Origin of the sequence: Microbulbifer jejuensis (assembly GCF_047289955.1) — a bacterium.
Classification (GTDB): Bacteria; Pseudomonadota; Gammaproteobacteria; order Pseudomonadales; family Cellvibrionaceae; genus Microbulbifer.
Genome location: NZ_JBLBUB010000009.1, coordinates 1 through 20,807 on the forward strand (window position 1 = coordinate 1; position 20,807 = coordinate 20,807).

The window sequence follows — 20,807 nt, forward strand, 5'->3', positions numbered from 1 at the left end:
CGGCTTTTTACGTATTTTTCCAGCTGCTTTCTATCTTTATCTGACAGTGTAATTTTGACCTGAGCGGGCATCTGACTAACTCCTGTTTGTAGGGAGAGCGCTCAAGATTATATATCAGCGGTCAATTTAATACACTGCACTAGCATATGCATTACAACTGATAGGTGAGCACATAATTATGTTGATCTTTTTCCCGAATTATTTGCATAGAACCCGAGATATTTTTCAATGCGCCTTTCCCGGAGCCTTGAAGAATATTAATCTCTAATCGTTGCGTCTCTCCAGACATATACCCATTGTGGACAAGGGTAAAGGACCCATTCTGTCCATCCAGACTGCCATTAAATTCCTCAATGGCTGTATATACCGCAATACCACCATCCGTTCTTTTGCTCAGCATTTGCCCGGCACCGTTACCAACAAGCCCACCTGTATATTTTTTTGAGAGAATCATCCTCCCTGCCGGGACAGTATCCTCTTTTTGGGGGTCCAGTTGGATCTCAAATTCTCCTGACGCTGACATAACCTGCTCCTTACTTTTAAAATCGCTGGCAAATGCACTGAAACCAAATTGTATCGAGAGTAACAATAGTAGGCTCGCTTTCAGTCTTCTCATACAGAGCTTCCTGGATTATATAGAGTGTCCATCACGCAATACACCGGCACATTCATCAGATCAGACCACAGAGCTGAATACTGTAAATATATACAGCTTGTTTTTCAATACCATAATGTCCTTTTTTGCGACAAAAAGAATACCCCTGTCTCTGCCTTGGCAATTTGACACATTGCTTCAGCCAATGGCTTGTCCTGTTGGGCCTTCTGGCTACAGGCTGTATCTCTATCCATACAACACTCCAACAAAAAACCAATCCGCTTAACCGGGCCTGTCCCGGTGTCTGGTAGCCGTATTCAGAAAGGTCAATATCGTGGCATCAGCGAACACTGCCCACTCGTTTCCAACAGTCGCCAGCCCAGGCGTATACGATTGTGTGCCATGCTGGTTGTGTTTTTCAAAAATAGCTATCTCTTATCCAGCCCCCGGCAACACAATACTGACGAATGTATCGCCAACAGTGCCCAAAATAGAGGCTCCTTATGTTCACAAGGGTTGAGAGATTGCAGGTCGGGCACCAAATGCGCAACACAAAGCGGTGTACCTGGTGAATAAACTCGCTCCAGATTGAATCGCGGCACTCTCTACCTGGTTTCCCTGTTGATTTGAGCCGTCTGTTTGCAGGAGAACAAGACACTATTGCCATAGTCCCACAAGATTCCGCCGGAAAGCATTACCAATCTTCACCAGCTTTTCGCCCGCCAACCTGACTTTTTCCCTGTCCTGTGCAACTACCTTGTCCTTATTCACCAAAAAGGATTTATGCACCTGTATAAACCGGTCGCTGGGCAGGGTTTCGGCAAAATATTTAAGGGTGGCAGCGGTTAGCAGGCAAGTATCCTCCAGCCAGACCTTGACGTAATTGCCGTAGGCTTCAAAGCACTGCACCTTGTCCAGTTCGATTTTGCGATACGCCCTATCCACCCGAATCACAATATGGCTCGACGCGACCGGCTCCACGGGTATTGCCGTTTCTCCAGCGCGGCGTCGCACCTTATCCAGTGCCTGGGCAAAGCGCTCGGCACTGACGGGTTTCAGCAGATAATCGGTCGCATCCAATTCAAAGCCTTCCAGCGCATACTCCTGGTAGGCAGTGCACAGGACCACCTGTGGCCGGCCAAGCAGTACCTTCAGCATATCCAGACCAGACAGCACCGGCATATGAATATCCAGCAGGATCAGATCCACCGGCAGTTTGGCCAGAAAAGCCAGGGCTTCGGCGGCGTTATAACACTGCCCCACTATTTCAATATCGGCGTGGGCGCGACTATGGTGCAGCAGCACTTCATGGGCCAGGGGTTCATCGTCAATGATCAGGGTGTTCACAGTTGTAACCTAAGCCGGGCGTGCCAATGCTGCCCCTGTGCTTCGCTTAGCAAGGTAAAGCGCTGCGGGTAACTTAATTGCAGGCGGCGCTTCAGGTTTGCCAGGCCTATGCCGCCCAAATCCTGGTTGGCAGTCTGCCCGGGCAGACTGTTACTGCATTCAAACACCAGCTCAGTGTCTTGCATCCGCAGGGAGAGCCGGATATGGCACTCGTCCTGGCTGACTTCCGCTCCATGCTTAAAGGCATTTTCCACCAGCATAATCAACAGCAAAGGGGCAATCTGCCACTTGCCATCAGGCACCTGGAAATCCGTTTCGATTCGGCAGCGACGCCCTGTCCGCACCTGCTGTAACTCCAGGTAGTTTTGCAAATAGACCAAATCATCCTCCAGCGACACTCTGGGTTTTTGCCCCTGGTAAACCACATAACGCAGCAGGTCAGACAGTTTCAACACCATAGGCGCGGCCTGGGCCGATTGTGCCAGGCACAGGGCATACAGACTGTTTAGGGTATTGAACAAAAAGTGCGGGTTAACCTGCTGTTGCAGCATTTTAAGCTCAGCCCGGGCCTGTTCCCGGGTGAGTTCGGCCAGTTCACGGGCGCTTTGCTGGCGTTCAAAGGCCAGAATCAAAGGCAAACTGACCGCCCAGATAATGGTCGCCACAAGCAGATTCAGGGTATCGAAGGGGTTATGGTTTTCCGAGGGCAACAGGCTCAGTTCGGCAATATTCAAGGGCAATTGCAATACCAGAGCGCCGAACAGCGGATAAGACAATAACAACCAGCCAGCACTGCATAGCAAAAATAAATAGATGCCCTGGCCCGCCAACACCTTTCGGACCAGCAAATAACGATTGACCCAATAGTAGGTAAACACCACCAATGCCATCAGCGAAAATTGCCACAGGTAATACAGACTCAGCGGCCATTGCCTGAGCATCTGGCCAATATCGAATCTGGGTTCCAACGGCTGGTTGTGCATGGGGTCAGGGTTATACACAAAGATACCGCTCATCAGCATGACCCAACCCCCAAGACACAGCAGCAGGGCCGCATCCAGCGACAGCAGATTGCGCCACCAGGATGGCCCGCTACGGGTGCCCGGTGCTCGCTGGTAGGCCTGGTGCAACCAATACATCAGCGACAGCCCCGCTGCCAAGCTCCAAAACGGTCCACCCAGCATCAATTCCCCATTTCCCGGCAGCCTTTCCTGCACCGCCAGGCTGCAAGCCGGATAGGCAACAAATCCCAATAACCAATACAGGTAACGCCGCCAGCCAGATAAAGACGGCATGAGAAACTGCGCAATCAACAGCGGCAGGCTCTCCACCAGCAGTTGCAGTGCCGGCGACCAATAGAGCCTCCAAACATCGTGAACGCCGAAGTAATAACTTTGGTTTTGTAGTGTTTCGCGGTGCAGGCGGATTACCGTTTCCGCCAAGACCGCTACCAATACTGGCAACAGTGGCAACAGGGCTTGCCGGCGCGCGGGGAAACTGACCAATCTCGCCATGCTGGGGAAACCTGCTCGCAAAGCGTAAATGCCAATTTTTGGCTGGCTGTCAGGGCCTGTCAGTCAAATCATGACAAACCCGTCGTTTTTACTGATAAACGACAATTTACCCTGCTGAATCCATTATGTCACAAAAATCATCCGCTTCATCATCAAAGCCTTTATGCCGTATACGGCGAGATTTAGCCTGATAAAAAAGCCGCGGAATGAAGTGATGCTACAGCTCCACAATATCCACAAAACCTACCGGGATGGCACCCAGGCCCTTAAAAATATCTCGCTGCAGTTGGGCACAGGCATGCTGGGCCTGCTCGGTCCCAACGGGGCGGGCAAGTCCAGCCTGATGCGCACTATTGCCACCATACAGGCGCCGGACAGCGGCCATATCCTGTTTGAAGGGCGGGATGTGGGTCAAGAACCGCATCTGTTGCGCAGCCGGCTGGGTTACCTGCCCCAGCACTTCGGTGTCTACCCGCATATTTCCTGCTACGCCCTGCTCGAGCACCTGGCGATGCTGAAAGGCGTGAAAGACAAACCACAGCGCCGCCGACAGATTGATCAGGTGTTGGCGCTGACTAACCTCACCGGACATGCAAGCCGGCAGCCGAGCCATTTTTCCGGTGGACTGCTGCAGCGCTTCGGCGTAGCCCAGGCCCTTTTGGGCAACCCGCAGATTCTGATTTTCGATGAACCCACCGAAGGACTGGACCCGGCCGAACGATTGCGCCTGCACCAACTATTGCACGATATTGCCCAAACACGCCTGGTGCTGTTCTCCACCCACATTGTTGAAGATATCGAGCATTTGGCCGGGCACACCGCCCTATTGCTCGGCGGTGCGATTGTCGCCAGCGGTCATACCCGCGCCTTATTTAGCAACCTGGACGGGAAGATCTGGCAGGGTCCGCCCAAAGACCCCTTGCCCTGCAATACGCAACTGCTTAGCCAGCGCCTGCACTATGGCAGGCCGGTGGTGCGCCTTTTCAGCGAGCAGTGCCCGGCTGCGGAATTTGAACCCGTTCCGCCCAGCCTGCAGGACAGCTATTTTCTGACTCTGCAAAAGCACACGGGAGAGATCGCCTGATGGCTGGCGCGCGCATTATCAACGAGGTGCAACTTATCCTGCGTCAACCGCTTTGCTGGATACTGGCACCATTGGCGGGGCTGTTCGGATTTTTTGTCGGTCGGGGCATCCACATTCGCCAGGCAGAACTGTTCAGTGATCCACACCTGCTACATCTGGTGGGGGCCCTGTGCATGATGGCGCTGCCCTGGGCAACCTGCCTGCTGGCCGGTTTCGCCCTGTATCGCGCCACTGGCCATCAGATGTACGAGCTAACCCTGGCGACTCCGCTATCTCAGGCCAGGCAGCAGGCCATTCAGGCCACCGGCCTCTGTCTGGTACTGATCCTGCTTGGCATACTGGCAGCGCTTGGTGTGCAAGCTGGCCTGATCAGCAGCGCCGAAAAGCTGCCGAATACACTTGGCCTGCTGATTGCGGGATTAAAATTACAGGGCTTGCAACTGCTGATCGGTATACCGGCAGTATTGTTGTTTGTGTCAGTCTTCTGGCTGCTGCGCAACCTAAGCCCATCGCCGCTGTTGGTTTATCTGGGCGGCTTGTTGTGGTTTATCAGTTATATGCTGCTGGCCAGTGCCAGCGGCTCGCCGCTGATGGCGAGTTCCCAAACGCCCACCCCCTGGTTGTTAAACACGATGGGGTACCTGGATTGGTTTGGTCTTTCGGTGCTGATGGCCAAACAGCCTGATTTGATCCTGCTTGGGGCAAACAGGATACTGGTATTGCTTGCCGCCTTCACCATAGCCTTTACCGCTTTTCACCTGGCCGGGCGCTGTTTCGCGTCTCGGGCAAAACCCGCATCACAGCGTCCAGCCCAACAGCGCGCGCGCACGCCAGCCGTGTTTGCCTTTACTGCAGTTAAACCACAGGGTTTTGTACAGTTTACAGCCCTGGCGCGCCTGCAATGTGCGCAAGCTTTTAAGCGCCCGATGGTGTGGCTACTGGGCCTGGTCTGGTGTTTTGTGGTCCTTGGTGAAACTTACCCGTCTCTCAACCAGGCAGAGCCAGGCGCACTGCTGGCCGGGCTAAGTCTGGATGCCATCAACCGTTTTATGTGGGATCTGGTGCCACTGTTTGGCTCAATGCTGCTGCTGTATTTCAGTGATTGGCTTACCCGGCGCGATCAACGGTTGCATTTCACGGGTATTCTTCATGCCCTGCCCCTCTCCCCATCTGCCGTGCTCCCGGCCAGAGTGGTCAGCCTGCTCACCCTGCTCCTGGCATTTTTGCTGCTGACCGCCCTGGCATCCATAGTGTGCCAATGGCTGAAACAAAGCCCCATCGGGCTGGGTGACTACGGGCGTTTTATCCTCTACGCGGGACTGCCACTGGCAGCCCTGGGGACGGTGTTTGTGGCCATTCAGGCGGTTATACAGAACCGGCTCGCTGCACTGTTACTCTGTTTTCTGCTGTTGATCCTGCGCTTTACCCCCCTTGCCGACCTGCTGGGTCTGCATCACCCTTTGCTGCACCCGTTTGCAACACCGCTGATGCCTGCAAATGGGTATATTGGCTATAGTGCCAATCTGGACGGTTTCCGGGCCTTTACCCTGTTCTGGTGGCTGCTGGCAGCACTGCTGCTGCTCACCGCCATTCTGGCAAACCGGCAGGGCCGAAAAAACGGCGTTCACTGGCGAAACATTCCGGCCTTGCTGGGCCTTGCCGCACTGGCCAGCTTGCTGGTGCAGCAAGGGACAGACATCCAGACCGGCCTAGATGCCAATGGTCGCAACTTGGACCCGGACAGCCGCGCCGCCATGCTGGCTGACTACGAAAAAGGTTATCGGTCTTTTGCCGAGCTGCCCATGCCGGTAATTGCCCGGGTCAACACCCGGGTGGATTTCTTTCCCAAGCAGCGCCAAGTGCGGGTTAGTGGGCAATATCATTTGGAAAACCCGCACGCCCAGGCTGTACGAACCCTGTTGATCGGTGAATACTGGCAAACCCCGTTAAACCATATCAGCCTGGATGCAAAAGCCGAATTGGAATACAACCGCACGCTGGGCCAGCGGGTATATCAATTGGCAACGCCACTGCACCCGGGGCAATCCCTGAGTCTGGATTTCAGCCTGGTGCTGGTACAAAACGGTTATCAGCCGCTGCCCACGCATAAGATACTCACTGAAGATTTCAGCTATCTGCGCGCTATTCCCTATTTCCCGGTTATCGGCTATCTGCCAATACGCGAACTTGACAGCGAGGACTTGCGCCGCCAATTTGATCTGCCGGAAAAACCGCAGCAGTCTGTGGAACAGGCCCTGGCCTCAAGGGATAAAAACAAGGATGGCTACGACTGGTCGCTAATGGAAACTCAGATCTCCACCCCCCTGGGTTATCAGAGTTTTACCCAGGGCGAGCTGGTGGAAAGCTGGCAGCAGGATAAGCGCCAGTTCCGCCGGTTCGTCACCCAGCAGCCGGTGCGCAACCTGCAGGGATTTATCGCCGCGCCATTGAAACTGAGCACCCGGCACTTGGACGGGGCAAAATTACAAGTGGCCTATTTGCCGCAACACCAGACCAATGTGAAAATGACGCTGGATGCCATGGCGCAAACAGTCAGTTTTTTATCCACACATATTGGCCCCTATAACGGCCATACCCTGACCCTGGTAGAAAAGCCGGATATAGGACCCACCGGCTACGCCCTGCCGCAATTATTGCTTATCGGCAGTGGGGTCGGCTTTCGCGCCTTGCAGAATACGGAATTGCCCTACAGCCAGGCCTATCGGCGCGCCGTGCATGAAACCGCGCACCAATGGTTCGGTCATTGGTTTGGCAATGGTATTGCGCAAGACAGCGCCTTTTTGGTGGAATCCCTGGCCAAGTACGTAGAGCTGGTGATGCTGGAGCGTTATCGGGGCAAGGCTGCCATGTTGGCACTGATCGCCTATGAGCGCGCACGTTATGAAACTGCCGAGGGCCATAACCGCCAAGCCCTGCTCAGCCTGGTCAGCGCCGACTCCCCCCATGATCAGTATGCCCGCGCTACCCTGGCCTTTGCCCGGCTGCGCCAGACCGTGGGTGATACCCCTATCCTCGCCGCCCTTGGCGAGCTGAACAAAAAGCATGGCTACCCTGCCCCACCCGCCAGCTCTGTGGATTTTGTCAATGCCCTTGTGCGCCAGGCCCCCGCCCAGCGCGAATTGATCGAAACCCTGTTTACCCGCCCCGTGCCCGTAGCTCAGTGGCTGAGTGAACTGGCAACAGAACAACCGTAACCATGCCCACAGAGTAGATTGATTCCGCGACTGCCGAATTCAAAACTGCCAAACCAGCGGTTTTGAACTTCGGCCTAAGATGAGGGGCTGTTACAGGCTCAGCGTCCACTCGGGCATCCAATTCAATGCCCAAGTCTCCAGTACTTTGTCAAATCCACTCAGTACCATGATGCCAAGCAGCAACAGTATGATACCGAGTACCACCTTGCCGCCGAGTGCAAATATCCCAATCGACGGCGAGAGGCGACTGTAGATTTTCCGTGACAGGCCTCCGGCGATAAGCAGTGCTGCGCCAGTACCCACCCCGAAAGAGAACATCACCATAAACGACTGACCCAATTGCTGCCCCATGGAAGCGAGCGCAATAGCAGCCCCCAGAGTGGGACCAACACAGGGCAGCCAGATCATTCCCGTGAGAAAGCCAATACCAAATTGCCCCGCCCAGGCACCGTCACCGGCAATGCCCGCACCGGCTGTGATCTTCGATAGGCGCAATGTCAACCAATCGGAAAGTGGCTTGATCAATAGCACAAGAGCAACAACAATAAGCAGAATCGCTGCAATATAGCGAAACAGCTCGGGGTCCAATCCCAGGGAGACCAACAGGAAACTCAGCACTGTGCCTGCCAGAGCGAACGACAGACTGAGCCCTGTGGCAAGCGCATAAGGGCCCCAGCGCCCGGCACTGCTAGAGGCGCCAACCACCATTGGCACCAGGGGCCAGACACAGGGCGAGAGAATACTAAGCGTACCCGCAAGCAGGGCCAGCGGAATCGCACTGAACTCAAACATGCTTGGCGCAGGCCTTCACGGAATTAAAGATATTCTGGCGAATGACATCGGGGCGTGTTTCAGCAACGCTGAACCAAACCTGCTCCGCCCCCCGGTAAAGCAGCAAGGTCGACTGCCGAGGCGCGCGGAAATGCTTGACCCATTCTTTCTGTTCGTCAAAATTCACCTCCAGAATTGTCAAACCGCACTGGGGATTCTCCTTCTGGAACTGCGTGAGAATCTGCTTTTGCTTTTTGCAGGTAGGACACCAGTCTGCTCGCACATCAATCAAAACCGGCTGCTTGGCAAGCTGCAGTTCCGTGAAGCGCGCTTTGGAAAATGCCTCCCCCGCTGATACCTGGGGTACGACTAGCAGTAGTGAAGTGACAAATAGGGTGGGAAGAAACCAGTGGAGAACTTTCATACCAATCATATCCTCAATATAAAGGGGCGGGGCACCACTCAACCGTCATCGGTTACATCACTAACTTAGTCGCCATTCACAGCAAACCATTACATATCCTGGCTGGAAATTTCATAGCAGACAAAACTGCCATGTTGTGGGTGCTCTCTGCGCCAGATTCGAGCCTGCAGAGCGGTAGCTGAATGCTGCTGTTAAGCTGAGCTGTGGCAGGTAGCGAACGGCTGAAAAGAGGCACGGTTAATTCAGTTAGGCAGGACGCCATGATGGACCAGTAAAAGTGACTCAGCCCGGTAACCAGATCGCCAGCCACCTGGAAATCCCACCTGTGGTAAGCACGCAAGACAGGTTTGGCATGAAATTTGCGTTAAGCACCCCCTGAGACCCCTCCCTTCCCCAATAAGCCCAAAAACCGCTCGATATTCACATGATCGCCGTCTTTACCACTTCCTTGTGCTAACAAACAGACTTAAAAGCGAACTTATTGCTCAAAAAACGCTCACTCAATTGCCTCGCCACGATACCTCGCAGGTATATTTATAGCCGGTGAATTCGGGTATAATTGGCCTTTTAGCAACAATCAAGAGCAGAGAGAATGAGAAAAGGTACCGTTAAGTGGTTCAATGCCGACAAAGGCTTCGGCTTCATTACACCGGATGACGGTAGTAAAGATTTGTTTGTTCATCATTCAGAAATTCAAGCGGGCGGTGGATACGCAACATTGGCCGATGGCCAAAAGGTTGAATTCGAAGTTGGACAAGGCCAGAAAGGTCCTTGCGCAAACAAGGTCGTGCCACTGTAATAGCCAAGAGACGACCGAAGAGTAAACGTCGCCTCAATGCGAAAGCCCAGTATTTGCTGGGCTTGATATGAGCCACCCGACACCAGCCCAGGCTCTCCCGGGCTAATAGTATATTTCCCGATATTTGACACAGACTACCGGGCCGGAAGGAACAGCTCATTAGTCAATCGCTTTGGCCTCCAGTGCGTAAACAAGATTTTCCTGCTGGCAACCCGCTTCCGCAATACTCAGATGAATCACAAGCCGCTAAAATAATATCCCACTGGGCCTGATAATTGATGCCACATCCGAATCAGCCCCCAGAGAGAGGGATAAAATACCGAAACTCTGAAAATTGTGCCTCCACCAACCCGGAGATCAAACACCGCATTTCAGTATATTTAAACGCCAGCCAAGAAAACCCAGCCCATATTACGTATCACTGCTTGATTTCCCTCGACTATCGCCATCCCATCTTCATGGGCAGTACTGCGTTATACCTCCTGATTAATCCACCAATAGCCAGATTAATGGTTGGCAGCATTATCTACGATAAAATCAATTGAAATACCGGCTTCATATTCAATTTCATCAAAGGAACTTTCCCTGGTATAGCTAGCCCCACCCGCTTGTTTGGCACTGCCAATCCTGCTGGCCGTTACGACCACCTCTTCCAGCAGCATTGCTCCAGGTGTGGCCTCCTCCTCAACGTCAAATAGCCTAATGTCAACTGGCGTCAGTTGCATGCCAAGGTTGGCTTCAAAAAACGTTTTTTTGTCTAATATTTTTTGAAGTGCCAACTCGGTTACCTGCATTTCGAACGCTTCTTTTTTTGTATGCTCAAACAATGTGTCCGAAAATTCGACTTCTTGTTTTTCATCGGCAACAGCCGCAATATCTCTTAGCTGTGATTCATCAGTAATGCTGACAGCCATACGATTCACAACGCTATAGCTACTGGGTTTTTTCCCGAGCCAACCATACTGGGGAGAGGTGGAGAATTTAGCGCTTTTTATACTATCACCGGATATGCCAGCCTTAATCAGGGATTCGGAGATGGAGGCCCTTAAGTCGGCATTTTCTGTGATGGCAACAGAAAGGAGCTTATCTTCTGTTGTGACAATCAAACTCACGGTTGCCTTATCGGTATAGGCTTTCTTTTTGGCGTTTGCATATAAAGTTATCACTTTTTCTTTTGGATGAAGAAGCCTTCTCAGCTCATCGGGATTACCTGTGAGTTCTGCCGATGAAAATCCTGCTGTTGGAATAAAAATAAGTAGTATCGCAATGATATAAGTTTTCATAACTGCTCCTGATTTTACTGGTTTTTCCGAATGTAGAATCTCAGAATTGGAGGTCTGCTGAGTAGATGCAAAGATATCACGATAATGAAAAAAGCCGCACTTCAATCAGGGTTGTTCACTGCAACCGATACGGGAACCGGGGAAGGTCGTACTATGACTGGCGCTCAAAACAACCTAGCATCAAGCTTGAACCGCGACAAACGGTTACCCGCCCAAATGCTATTTCTCACCCCACACCCACGGTATAAGACCCACAGGTTGTACTGGCGGTGGATTGACCTCCAATACCGGCCCGATATTCCTGCAAGTGTGTGACTGCCACCTGGTCTTGTCCCACGCCCTGGTCGATGTTATTCATGATTCGCGAGATCCTGCCCGGGCTATGCACAGCACCAAACCACTGGTGCAACACTGGCTGCTGGTGATCCGCTGGCTTTAAGGGCCTGACTGGGTTGGCCTAAACCCGCAATAACCTACAGGAACCGGACTCGGACCCCAGTGGCAGATGCTTGGGGAACTCAACCCGCATCCTGCCCCTCCACCAAATCACTGCGCGCGCAGGGCTGCCCACTGTTGTTCTGACCTCCTGAGCGTGTCTTCCGGGGTGATCACAAATTGAGTGTATCCGCATTTTTCCAATTTTCTTGGAATGTTATTGGTTTACTTGAAAAGCTATCCACTTTTTTGAAATCTAATCAATAATTAATCTTAGTCGACCATTTGCCAAAAGGGGATGGGCATTTTTTAACACTGTTGGCTCAAATAAAACATACCCGCCTGCTTTACTATTTGGCTGGTTGATATTGCTTTTTATATTGGCTAGGCGTAATTTTGGCGTGCTTCTTAAACGCAGCATAAAATGCCGATTTTGAATTGTAGCCAACTGCCATGGCTACCTCAAGTATCGTGGAGTCCGCTTCTCTTAGCTGTACCTTAGCTGCTGATACTCGATACTGATTTACGTAGTCGAAAAAACGCATGCCCAACGTTTCGTTTAACGTTTGTGATATATAGTTTTGTGAAGTGTGGATATGTGCAGCGAGTTTTGGGAGTGATAAATCTGCATCAAGGTAGAGGTGATCACTCTTCATGGCAAGCTCTATTTTTTCTGCAATTTTAGTCGCTTGTGTCGCGCTCAAAGCACTGCGTTGGTATTTTTGTTCGGCGTTATCCGATCCTCCACTGATGGATTTTAGTTCGATAGAGTTGCTGTCGGCAGGGGGCGATGCGGCATAAAGCTCTGCAAAACCTGGTTTTTGTCTTAGCCCCCAAAGTGCGAGGCTATAGATCACCATAAAAATCATCAAAGCATAAAGCCGAGCATCAAAGTGTATTGGACTGAAAAGGTTGTCGAGCACTAAGTTGAACGCGGTAAACATCCAAACTCCGCCCACTACTATCAGTAGCCAGTTCAACCAACGCAGTTCTTTTTGTTCGGTAGAGGCAAATACATCCTGAAGTTGAGCACGATAAACTCGTAGCCTCACGACGATTTTGTAGGCGTACCAAGTAGACTGCAATACCCAGCCTAACACACTCAGAAACGCACAGATCAGCAAGCCATAGAGGGTATTGCGAACAAGACTGGGTGCTTGTTCAACAGCACTGAGCTCTTCTGTGACTAATATCGCATTTAAGTACTGCACTGGTAAGCAAAGCGCGACCAAAGCAATCAAACAACCAAAAGCTGCGGGCGCTAAATGCTTACCGTCCTTTGGTTTAAGTTGCCATGGTATGTGGCTGGTCAGCCCCTTGGTAAACAGCCATAAGCAAGGGGCAATCAACAGTAGTGCAGGCAATGAAAGTATCAAGCTGGTCACTTGAAACTGCGGTATCAGCCGCTGAATTGAAGGCATGCTAATGACCATACCAATAGACATTAAGCACAGTGCCAGTGGCCAGTACACTTGTCTGCTACGTGCACGCAAAACCAGTTGATGAGTGCTAAAAAGGATGATGCAAAGCGTCGCAATATTGAGAGAAAAGAGAATCGGCTGGTCACTCATCAGTGGGCTCCTTGGGTTTGTTTTTATATTTGAAATAAGTTTATTTTACAAGTCCTTTCTTGAATTTATGGTGCTTTTTGAATGCGCTATTCAGGCGAAAATGGTCCTTGCCAATAAGGTTGGACGATGTCTTTTCAGGCTTGCCACATACTGTGCTCAAGCTTCATCAAACGGAAAAGAGAGTAACCAGTGACAGCACAAACTCAGCATACTAAACAGGTTATTAAGTTCAACTGGCCCGTAGTGGCCGGGTTATTACTGATAGCTGCCATACCTGGTATCCCTGCAATGTTTATCCTGGCTTTGGTCCTGCTTGGCAGCGGTGCTGTGGCGGGGGTGTCGGATGTCATCAATGCACAGTACTTTGCCACACCTGCGGCGATACTAACGCATGCAACGTCTGGCGCATTATTCTTTTTGACTATGCCTTGGCAGTTTTCACCTCGCTTTAGAGTGCGTCGACCGGTATGGCATAAAGTAAGCGGGCAACTGGCTGTTACCTCGGGCTGTATTATGGCTGTGTCAGGGGTGTGGATGCACTGGATGCTTTCACCACATGAGCTGGGCGGGCGTTTTGTTTTGTTGCTCATTATGAGTACAGCTATTTGCACCGCTTTTTGTGTTGCCATTGTGCATGTGAAAAAAAAGCGTATTGCACTGCATAAAAAATGGATGATACGTGCCGTAGCACTTTCTTTAGCAGCAGTCACACCACTGTTTACTGGTGCCTTATTACACCTTGTGTTTAGCCCGTGGGAGGGAATTTATGAAATCTTACTGACTTTTCATCATAATTATGACCGACTCATTGCTATGGCGATTAATTTAGCCATCGTGGAAGTCATTACTTGGCAAAAGGGCGTTTCTCAACCAAATGCTCCGACTTTGTCTGAGCAATCTTATTGAAAAGGCTTAGGTACAATTCCTTCTTATGCAGTAACAGAGCGGCTCGGGCGGTTGCGTGAAGCCTTTGCTGTTTGATCAGCGCTCAGGAAGCCTGCCCTTTTGTTTAAAACAATGTACAGGCTTCAGGTTTAGCACGCTATTTTGCTCAAAAAATAGACCGCACCACCCGACGTGAGGGCTTCCAGGCACTATGCATGATCACCCAAATCCATCTCAACCGGACGGTTCCCAAGCTCCTTAACAGAGTCTACCTAAGAGCCTCCACTTTTACTGGAGCATACAACACATACCTCCTTTGCTCTGCCTTCGCGCTACTGCCTCCAGGAAACCAATTTGTTATCATGCAGTTTACCCGCGTGAAGCAGATCATGGCAATCGGCCCACAGTACCGGTGTCTTCCGATTTTGTATAGGAAAAACCAATGAATGAAACATTATTGACAACTGATCCCGATTTCTTTATGAAACTGGATGCCGCAATCAGAAAAGACTTGGATAATGAAGCGAAAATAGAGAATTTTATTTGCAAAAGCTGGAAGCAATATTATGACCTGGGCAATCCTGAAAATTTTGAAGATACTGAAAGTCCAGAATATACTGAGTATGGCTTAGATAATTCCGAACATCTTCACCGCTTTGAAAAGCCGCTCCCCCACACACCAATTATTTCAGTCTATCATGATTACCGGGCTAAAAAAGAGGATCTGCTTGACGCCTCAAGTCTGATGGATTTAGTCCAGAATGCGGCCTCTTATGAAGAAAAGCTGCTTGACTTTTTTATACACTATACTTTCGGGGATGGCGGCTCCCATGCAGAGGGTAAGCATTACAACTATGCACTCCAGACGGCAGAATTGCTTGAGAAAAAGCACTTTACCCAGAAAGCATTTATCACCCGCTTACTGTGCCTTGAAAGCATCGTGATACCAACCCGGCAGCATGGCCCCATATTCGAATTTCGGTGCGCCTGGGATGAAGAACACGGTGAATACGTTGAGATAGAAAATGGCAAAATCATTAAAAGTGATTACCCGTAACACGCGTAGTGTTACTGGCTTAGGCTCCAATCTGAAGCGCATCACCTGGCTAGTCCGAAGATTTCACCGAAATCAGAATGGCGGTTCTTTTCCTTAAAATCCAAGCGCGACACAAAAACACAAAAAAGAATCGCCGTGACGAAAGTGTACCAAAACCTGCCAACATTTCGGCTATAAAACGCCGTAGAATCCGTATTGAGTATGGCGGGCAGGGGCGAGTAGGCTGAACCCGCTTTCCGCAACAACGCACACGGGACCCGTTAGCCGCCACCCATTCCGTTTTCTGGACACTCCACCCCGGCAATACGACTGTCACACAGGGACACCCCTTCCAGATAGTGGGTCCAGGTAGCCATTTCCGCCTCGCCTGCTGCGAAGCGCCAGGTCTTCGCGACAACGAAGGTCCTGTCATTCCCGAGTATCGCCTTGATCAGCACCGTCTCGCGCCTGGCAGCGGGTGCAGTGCTGCAGGAGGTATTAAACAGCGCAAAATCATAGCCATTTTCCCGCCCCTTTTGCACAAGCGTGGTACTGGTTTCATCGCACATGGGAAGCTTACGCTGCCTGTAAAATGCCTCGTATTCAGACATCTCGACTCCGCCAAAAGGGAAAATCTGCACGATCAGCATTTCCTGCCAGTTGTCAAGGGTCTCCCCTTCCGGAATCATCTGATGAACGATCAGCCCCTTCTCCCGCCTGGTGGATGCCACCTTATAGCCCTCGGGTGTGACAACAGTGACAGTCTCACCTTCACCCTCACCTGCAAAAGCCAAAGCACCTCCGGCAGCAGTCAGCACGGCCAACACAGCCGCTAAGAGCACCCTCATCAATTCCCCCTTACACTCCAACACAGGTCCTGGCAAGTATAACAGGCAGACCTTCACGAACCTATCCACATCACTGTACAACTTCTTCCATCAGTGGGATAAACCCCAAAAACTCAAGTGCTCAAACTGTACGCAGGTACTTTATAGCCACCCCCTGCAAAAAATCACTGCACCAATCCGCCAAATAAAGACCTCATCGGCATCCAGTCATAAAGCGCACAAAAAATGCAAACCCGCACCTGGTAATACAAACAGCAAAACCTCTGCCCTTAAATAACAAAGCGGCTTTGCCAGCATTCTCAGTGGCACCCGTTGTTCAGTGCTGTGTTCAACCCGGGCAGGGTCTCGCGGATCATGGACAACCTCTGCAATGGGGCGAGCCAAGCCCAGGCGCTGGTCGCACTCTCTCACAAGTAGCAGGCCGGCATTGGAGGTCAAATTACCACCCGTGGAATCTACGGTGATTTAGCGGCGGGAAAGGGATGAAACACTGAGTTCAGCCCGATAGCATTTTGGCACGGCGGAATTTCTTATTCAACGGTGTTAAACACCCGTAATGATAAGACTTTCCGCCGTTTTGACTCTGAAGTCGTGCAAAGTCCGGGTTCGATAAATGGGGCCACTATGGACAGGTAGCGCCCACCCTATTGAAGCTGGCAATCACGTCTGCCGTATTGTACCCCAAGTCCCCTGCCGCAGAGATTACGCCACAGGCACCCTGGTTATATCCGGTCACTGGGTTCCAATACATCTGGTTGGCGAGCACAAAAGCATCAAACGCTGTGCGAGTATTCCAGCCAGGCGTGTTGGCCAGCAGGTAAAAAGCCCGGTTGAAGACACCGGAGCTGTTGTGCACATTCATGCCACTCCGATAGTTACTGGCATGATCGATAGAGTAGCCGTCGGCAGTGGGGTTTTGAAAGTAACGCAGGGCGCCATTGCCTTTTTTAATCTGCTCGCCAGCCAGCCAGTCATTGCTGCCTGTTAAGAAATACTCTGCAGCCTCGCCGGCAATATCAGAGAAAGATTCGTTGATCCCCCCCGGCTGGTCTAGATAGATGAGGTTTGAATTTTGCTCGGTAAAGCCATGGCTGGCTTCATGTGCAATAACATCCAGGCTGACCAGTGGGTAGTAGGTGGTAAGACCGTCGCCAAAGGTCATCTGCCTGCCATCCCAGAAGGCGCCTTCATAGTTTTTGCTGAAGTGTACCCGCAGGCGCAACTTCTGGGTCAGCGGTGAAGTATCATACCAGTCGTCGAACATATCGAAGACAACATTGCCAAAGAAATGGGCATCATTCAGCGGAGAATAGGCGCCGTTGATTTGCTTGTAGGAATTGCGGGCTGGATGTGTGTTAAAGCACTTGAAAAAGTAGAAAACGTTGCCGTCACTAGTGGAGTGATTCATGTTTACAGTTTCAACGTTCTCCGTATCCATGTGGCAGTTGCTGGTTACTTCCATCGCAGGGAAATCGATACCATATTCATAGCGCCCGGTCTTTTCATTGCCGCCGGGGCCGAAGCCATCCCGGAAAGCCAGGCCGTCCCAGTGCTTGATCACTTCACCGGTCATGGCGTCAATAAAGTAGAACGGACGGGTTGGCGCTTCTCCGTACTCCACCCAGTTCACCAGATAAGCCAAGCGCGCTTCATCCTGCTCATTGATGTAGACATACAGCTCTTGTTCCTGGTTCTGTGCGCCGAGCTTGATGGCAGGAAGTGAGCGTGCGCCCTGGATCATCCCTTGCTGGGCTCGCATGGCTACCTGATGGCTCATAGCACGCCTAACAGCATTGCTGGCATTGATGCCTGCGCGTACATTGGGGACTTCGAGCTCAAGCCCGGTGACAACATGGTTATGGACTTCAGTCATCAGGCCCTGGCTAGAGCTGGTTATCGTCCGGCCCCAAACAGCAATACCCCTGTGGGTCTGTTGGTAGCGGGCGACGGTTGTGCCATTTCCGAGAGTGCGCTCATTCACTTTCACAAGCGCCATATCAGGCCCTGCAACCGCTGTCAGAGCCTGTGGTAGGAGCATATCCGGGATGACGGGGATACGCTCGGCAGCCTCGGCACTCATTGCCATGGCTAAAGTACAGATAACGCCTATTAGATGCTTCATTACCAGTTTTTCCTTTATAACTTTTTATATAAATCCCTAGATTCAACTTGTATCTGCATAGCTTAATACTGCTCGAAGAGGCGGTCAGTTGCCCGCAGGCTTCGCACTTTTTCTCCCACAAGAGATAGGCAATGAGACACGACAAGCAACTGACCTATAAACAAAGATGCCAGATTGAGGCACTCAAGAAAAGCGCTTTTATACAAACAGAGATTGCAGGCGTGAGCCAGTCAACGATATCGAGAAAGTTATGAATACGGCCATCACCCTTAGCTGGGATTCATCCGTAATGGTAACCGCCATACGATTCACCACGCTATAGCTATTGGGCTTTTTCCCGAGCCACCCGTACTGTGGACAGGTGGAGAATTTGGCACTTTTGATACTATCGCCGGATATACCGGCTTCCATCAGGGATTCGTGCTGGAGGCCCTTAAGCGGGCATTTTCTGTGATGGCAACAGAAAGCTGCTTGTTTTCTGTTGTAATAATCAAACTGATCGTGGCTTTATCGGTATAGGCTTTCTTTTTGGCTTTTCATACAAAGTTATCATTTTTTCCTTGGGATAAAGCAATCTTCTCAGCTCATCGGGATTACCTGTGAGTTCTGCCGATGAAGATCCTATTGATGGAATAAAAACAAATATTAGCGCAACGATATACTAAAAAGACGGAATAGAATAATACGCTCCGTTCAAGAGATACTGTGAAAATATCCCTCCACGCTTGTTATCAACCGCCAAGTCTTATGCGGCCACGATCAAAGAGTATCCTTCTCTATCGACACGGTAATAAGTTTTCATAACTGCTCCTGGCTTTGTTTGTCTTTCCGCGTGTGGCACCTCAGGACTGGAAGCCCGCCGAGTATATGCAAAGATATCACGATACTGAAAACAACCACATTTCAACCAACATTGTTCACTGCAATCGATACGGGAACCGGGGAAGGTCTTATTATGACTGGGGTTTCAAACAGTCCACCAGACAGTTTCACCGGGACAAACGGTTACCCACGCAAATGCCATTTCTCCCCCCACTACCGGGTCGGAAGGAAAGAAGACCCCTCTCCCAGGACACGCTGTGAATACATCCTTGTACGCTCGTAATCGGCATCCATGCCTCATACGTTCCTGGCAGAGGGGTATTCTTCCCTCCTGCTTTACTTATAAGTACCGCAGGCTGTACTGGCGGTGGCTTATCTGCCAATGCCAGCCAATGGAGCCAATCATAGCCAGCATCCACACTGCTCAAGCGGATTCCAGACTGCCAGAATAACTCCCTGCTGAGTCAGGCAGCTGATGAAACTCCGTGCCCTGCACAAGCATTTCTGAAGAGCACTCAAGAAAGTAGTAAATACTCACTTTTCTGATTGGGCCGCAAGCTGCCCTATCGTCGCTCCACCCTGGTAACTGAGTCGACCTAAGCATGACACAACCTGCTGATATCAAGCTCCGACTCCAGTGGTTGGGATTGAGGAAACTGGACCCACGCCTGATTCCACCACCAGCTATAAAAAGGCAACTACTCTCAGGTGGCCTTCTTGGCCCGCTCCCTGCTTCCCTGCCCATGCGGCCTCCCCCAGACCAAATCTCACGATGTGACCCTTGCCATTTTCGAATAGTTAACATCTAATATCGTGATAAGTCGCTATGGATGGTGATCTTCCTGCTAGTAGTAGATTTTCACCACCCTACTGTATCCCCATGCTGGGTGTGCAGCAAGCCAACTTGACTCACCAGGCCATTAGCCGAATCAGGCGTTATCTTCTAATCACCATCACAGGGGGAAATATGGAAAATCCGGTGATCGTAAAGAAGCAGAAACTCAAGAAAGGCAGACCCGAAAGCTCAGAGTTTCACCCTTCCGACATTAAGGAATCAATAGAAAAGACCAAAAAATCTCTTTCTGAAAAGCAAAGAAATAATGCCCGCACGGAATTTATTGAAGTGGAGTAACCCACATGGATGTTAAGGTTTTTATAAGCACACAATTTAAGGATAGCTGCCCTGAAGAAAAGCTCTCTCTGCTTGTGAACAGATTTAAAGAGTATAAGAGAACAGGAAGGCCGCATCCAACATTTGGCAGGGATACCACCTATGATTTTCCGTTTTCTGTGAAGGAAGCTGGAATGCGCCATATTCATATCAAAGATAAAACTTCAGGGAAATGGCATTTAAAGCGTGTCATCTACGAAAAAACCAGTAATACAGCGCTGATCTATTGCGAAGGCTATATTCATAAAAACCACTTTCTTCTGCTCGGTTTTTTAGAAAATGCGCATGAAACCTATACCCATAATCCTCAGTATCTTTTGGATTTGGCAGAGATAGCGGATAACTTCAGAAATAAATTTTAAGGCCCTAACATGAATGTAGAAATTATTCTCAACTGGCGGTACGGAGTACCCGAACTTTCCGGAATGTACTTTGCCGCTGTCAAATATGGAGAGAGCGCGGGCAGCTTTGAGTTTATCAACTGGAACGAGAGTTCATGGGATATCGACAGCGGCAAGGAAGTTGTTGCCTTTATGGAGCTGCATGAATTCAAGAATCAACTTTCCATACAATGGCCTGCTGAGCACAAGAAGCAGTCAACAGCGGGTTCTGAATCCGGTTCTGACCCTTGGGCAGAGGCCTAGGGAAACGGGCCCTGGAAAAGTTGGCCCGCAATGCCTAGCAGGCTGTTGAAATTCGAAGAATTTCGGCGCCTGGTACCGAAATATGGATATTTCGGCAAAATCGGCGAAGCCTAAGTCGTTGATTTTGGAAGAAAAGTGAAAATCACATTTTTCGCTTTTCGTGTTTTGAAAAAGGCAGGATGCCTTTTTCAACAACCTGCTAGTAGCATCGTGCATGTGGCCAGCAACCGCGGGCACAATG

19 protein-coding genes are annotated in these 20,807 nt (G+C 50.7%); 8 read left to right on the plus strand and 11 right to left on the minus strand.

The window, feature by feature from the left end:
• Positions 1–151: 151 nt before the first annotated feature.
• The 3 genes from ACL7TT_RS07370 to ACL7TT_RS07380 all read right to left on the minus strand — a co-directional run bounded on the left by ACL7TT_RS07370 (position 152) and on the right by ACL7TT_RS07380 (position 3,456).
• A complete protein-coding gene (locus tag ACL7TT_RS07370) occupies positions 152–616 on the minus strand; it encodes a DUF3224 domain-containing protein (RefSeq protein ID WP_413394341.1) in 465 nt (154 codons plus the stop codon).
• 636 nt (positions 617–1,252) lie between these two features.
• Positions 1,253–1,942 (minus strand): LytR/AlgR family response regulator transcription factor, encoded by a 690-nt coding sequence (locus tag ACL7TT_RS07375; protein WP_413394343.1) that lies wholly within the window; start codon positions 1,940–1,942, stop codon positions 1,253–1,255.
• On the minus strand, positions 1,939–3,456 hold the full coding sequence (locus ACL7TT_RS07380) for a sensor histidine kinase (RefSeq protein ID WP_413394345.1): 1,518 nt from the start codon (positions 3,454–3,456) through the stop codon (positions 1,939–1,941). The genes ACL7TT_RS07375 and ACL7TT_RS07380 overlap by 4 nt, the downstream gene beginning before the upstream one ends.
• A gap of 214 nt (positions 3,457–3,670) precedes the next feature.
• Here ACL7TT_RS07380 and ACL7TT_RS07385 point away from each other — a divergent pair, with 214 nt between their 5' ends.
• Both ACL7TT_RS07385 and ACL7TT_RS07390 read left to right on the plus strand, forming a co-directional pair.
• On the plus strand, positions 3,671–4,540 hold the full coding sequence (locus ACL7TT_RS07385) for an ATP-binding cassette domain-containing protein (RefSeq protein ID WP_413394347.1): 870 nt from the start codon (positions 3,671–3,673) through the stop codon (positions 4,538–4,540).
• Positions 4,540–7,755, plus strand: a complete 3,216-nt coding sequence (locus ACL7TT_RS07390; protein WP_413394349.1) for a gluzincin family metallopeptidase — start codon at positions 4,540–4,542, stop codon at positions 7,753–7,755. Before ACL7TT_RS07385 ends, ACL7TT_RS07390 begins: the two co-directional genes overlap by 1 nt.
• A gap of 90 nt (positions 7,756–7,845) precedes the next feature.
• Here ACL7TT_RS07390 and ACL7TT_RS07395 read toward each other — a convergent pair whose 3' ends face one another.
• The gene (locus ACL7TT_RS07395; protein ID WP_413394351.1) at positions 7,846–8,547 is read right to left on the minus strand and encodes a cytochrome c biogenesis CcdA family protein; all 702 of its coding nucleotides are present in this window, start codon (positions 8,545–8,547) and stop codon (positions 7,846–7,848) included.
• Positions 8,540–8,950 carry a thioredoxin family protein gene (locus tag ACL7TT_RS07400; protein WP_413394353.1) on the minus strand — a complete coding sequence of 137 codons (411 nt, stop codon included), beginning with the start codon at positions 8,948–8,950 and terminating at the stop codon, positions 8,540–8,542. The genes ACL7TT_RS07395 and ACL7TT_RS07400 overlap by 8 nt, the downstream gene beginning before the upstream one ends.
• A 592-nt stretch (positions 8,951–9,542) precedes the next feature.
• Between ACL7TT_RS07400 and ACL7TT_RS07405 the strand changes: the two genes are divergently transcribed.
• Complete coding sequence (locus tag ACL7TT_RS07405) at positions 9,543–9,749, plus strand: cold-shock protein (RefSeq protein ID WP_299942512.1); 207 nt, start codon at positions 9,543–9,545, stop codon at positions 9,747–9,749.
• Between the two features lie 506 nt (positions 9,750–10,255).
• On the opposite strand, the gene ACL7TT_RS07410 is transcribed toward ACL7TT_RS07405, so the two are convergent.
• The 3 genes from ACL7TT_RS07410 to ACL7TT_RS07420 form a co-directional block, all read right to left on the minus strand.
• Complete coding sequence (locus tag ACL7TT_RS07410) at positions 10,256–11,032, minus strand: SIMPL domain-containing protein (RefSeq protein WP_413394355.1); 777 nt, start codon at positions 11,030–11,032, stop codon at positions 10,256–10,258.
• A gap of 226 nt (positions 11,033–11,258) precedes the next feature.
• A complete protein-coding gene (locus ACL7TT_RS07415; protein ID WP_299942516.1) occupies positions 11,259–11,390 on the minus strand; it encodes a hypothetical protein in 132 nt (43 codons plus the stop codon).
• Between the two features lie 427 nt (positions 11,391–11,817).
• The gene (locus ACL7TT_RS07420; protein ID WP_413394357.1) at positions 11,818–13,038 is read right to left on the minus strand and encodes a helix-turn-helix domain-containing protein; all 1,221 of its coding nucleotides are present in this window, start codon (positions 13,036–13,038) and stop codon (positions 11,818–11,820) included.
• 189 nt (positions 13,039–13,227) lie between these two features.
• On the opposite strand from ACL7TT_RS07420, the gene ACL7TT_RS07425 reads away from it, so the two are divergent.
• Positions 13,228–13,944 carry a DUF2306 domain-containing protein gene (locus tag ACL7TT_RS07425; RefSeq protein ID WP_413394359.1) on the plus strand — a complete coding sequence of 239 codons (717 nt, stop codon included), beginning with the start codon at positions 13,228–13,230 and terminating at the stop codon, positions 13,942–13,944.
• A gap of 421 nt (positions 13,945–14,365) precedes the next feature.
• A complete protein-coding gene (locus tag ACL7TT_RS07430) occupies positions 14,366–14,980 on the plus strand; it encodes a hypothetical protein (protein ID WP_413394361.1) in 615 nt (204 codons plus the stop codon).
• A gap of 260 nt (positions 14,981–15,240) precedes the next feature.
• Here the strand turns inward: ACL7TT_RS07430 and ACL7TT_RS07435 are convergent, their stop codons facing one another.
• From ACL7TT_RS07435 to ACL7TT_RS07445, 3 genes are all read right to left on the minus strand, one after another.
• Positions 15,241–15,807 (minus strand): hypothetical protein, encoded by a 567-nt coding sequence (locus ACL7TT_RS07435; RefSeq protein WP_413394363.1) that lies wholly within the window; start codon positions 15,805–15,807, stop codon positions 15,241–15,243.
• A 207-nt stretch (positions 15,808–16,014) separates the two neighbouring features.
• Positions 16,015–16,272 carry a transposase gene (locus ACL7TT_RS07440; protein WP_413394536.1) on the minus strand — a complete coding sequence of 86 codons (258 nt, stop codon included), beginning with the start codon at positions 16,270–16,272 and terminating at the stop codon, positions 16,015–16,017.
• 157 nt (positions 16,273–16,429) lie between these two features.
• Positions 16,430–17,929 (minus strand): M4 family metallopeptidase, encoded by a 1,500-nt coding sequence (locus tag ACL7TT_RS07445; RefSeq protein WP_413394365.1) that lies wholly within the window; start codon positions 17,927–17,929, stop codon positions 16,430–16,432.
• A 1,648-nt stretch (positions 17,930–19,577) separates the two neighbouring features.
• On the opposite strand from ACL7TT_RS07445, the gene ACL7TT_RS07450 reads away from it, so the two are divergent.
• Genes ACL7TT_RS07450 through ACL7TT_RS07460 form a run of 3 tightly spaced genes read left to right on the plus strand, consistent with a single transcriptional unit; the run spans position 19,578 to position 20,566 of the window.
• Positions 19,578–19,883, plus strand: a complete 306-nt coding sequence (locus ACL7TT_RS07450) for a hypothetical protein (protein ID WP_413394366.1) — start codon at positions 19,578–19,580, stop codon at positions 19,881–19,883.
• A 5-nt stretch (positions 19,884–19,888) separates the two neighbouring features.
• Entirely contained in the window at positions 19,889–20,284 is a 396-nt protein-coding gene (locus ACL7TT_RS07455) for a type II toxin-antitoxin system YafO family toxin (RefSeq protein ID WP_413394368.1), read from the plus strand.
• A gap of 9 nt (positions 20,285–20,293) precedes the next feature.
• On the plus strand, positions 20,294–20,566 hold the full coding sequence (locus ACL7TT_RS07460) for a hypothetical protein (protein ID WP_413394370.1): 273 nt from the start codon (positions 20,294–20,296) through the stop codon (positions 20,564–20,566).
• Positions 20,567–20,807: the final 241 nt, after the last annotated feature.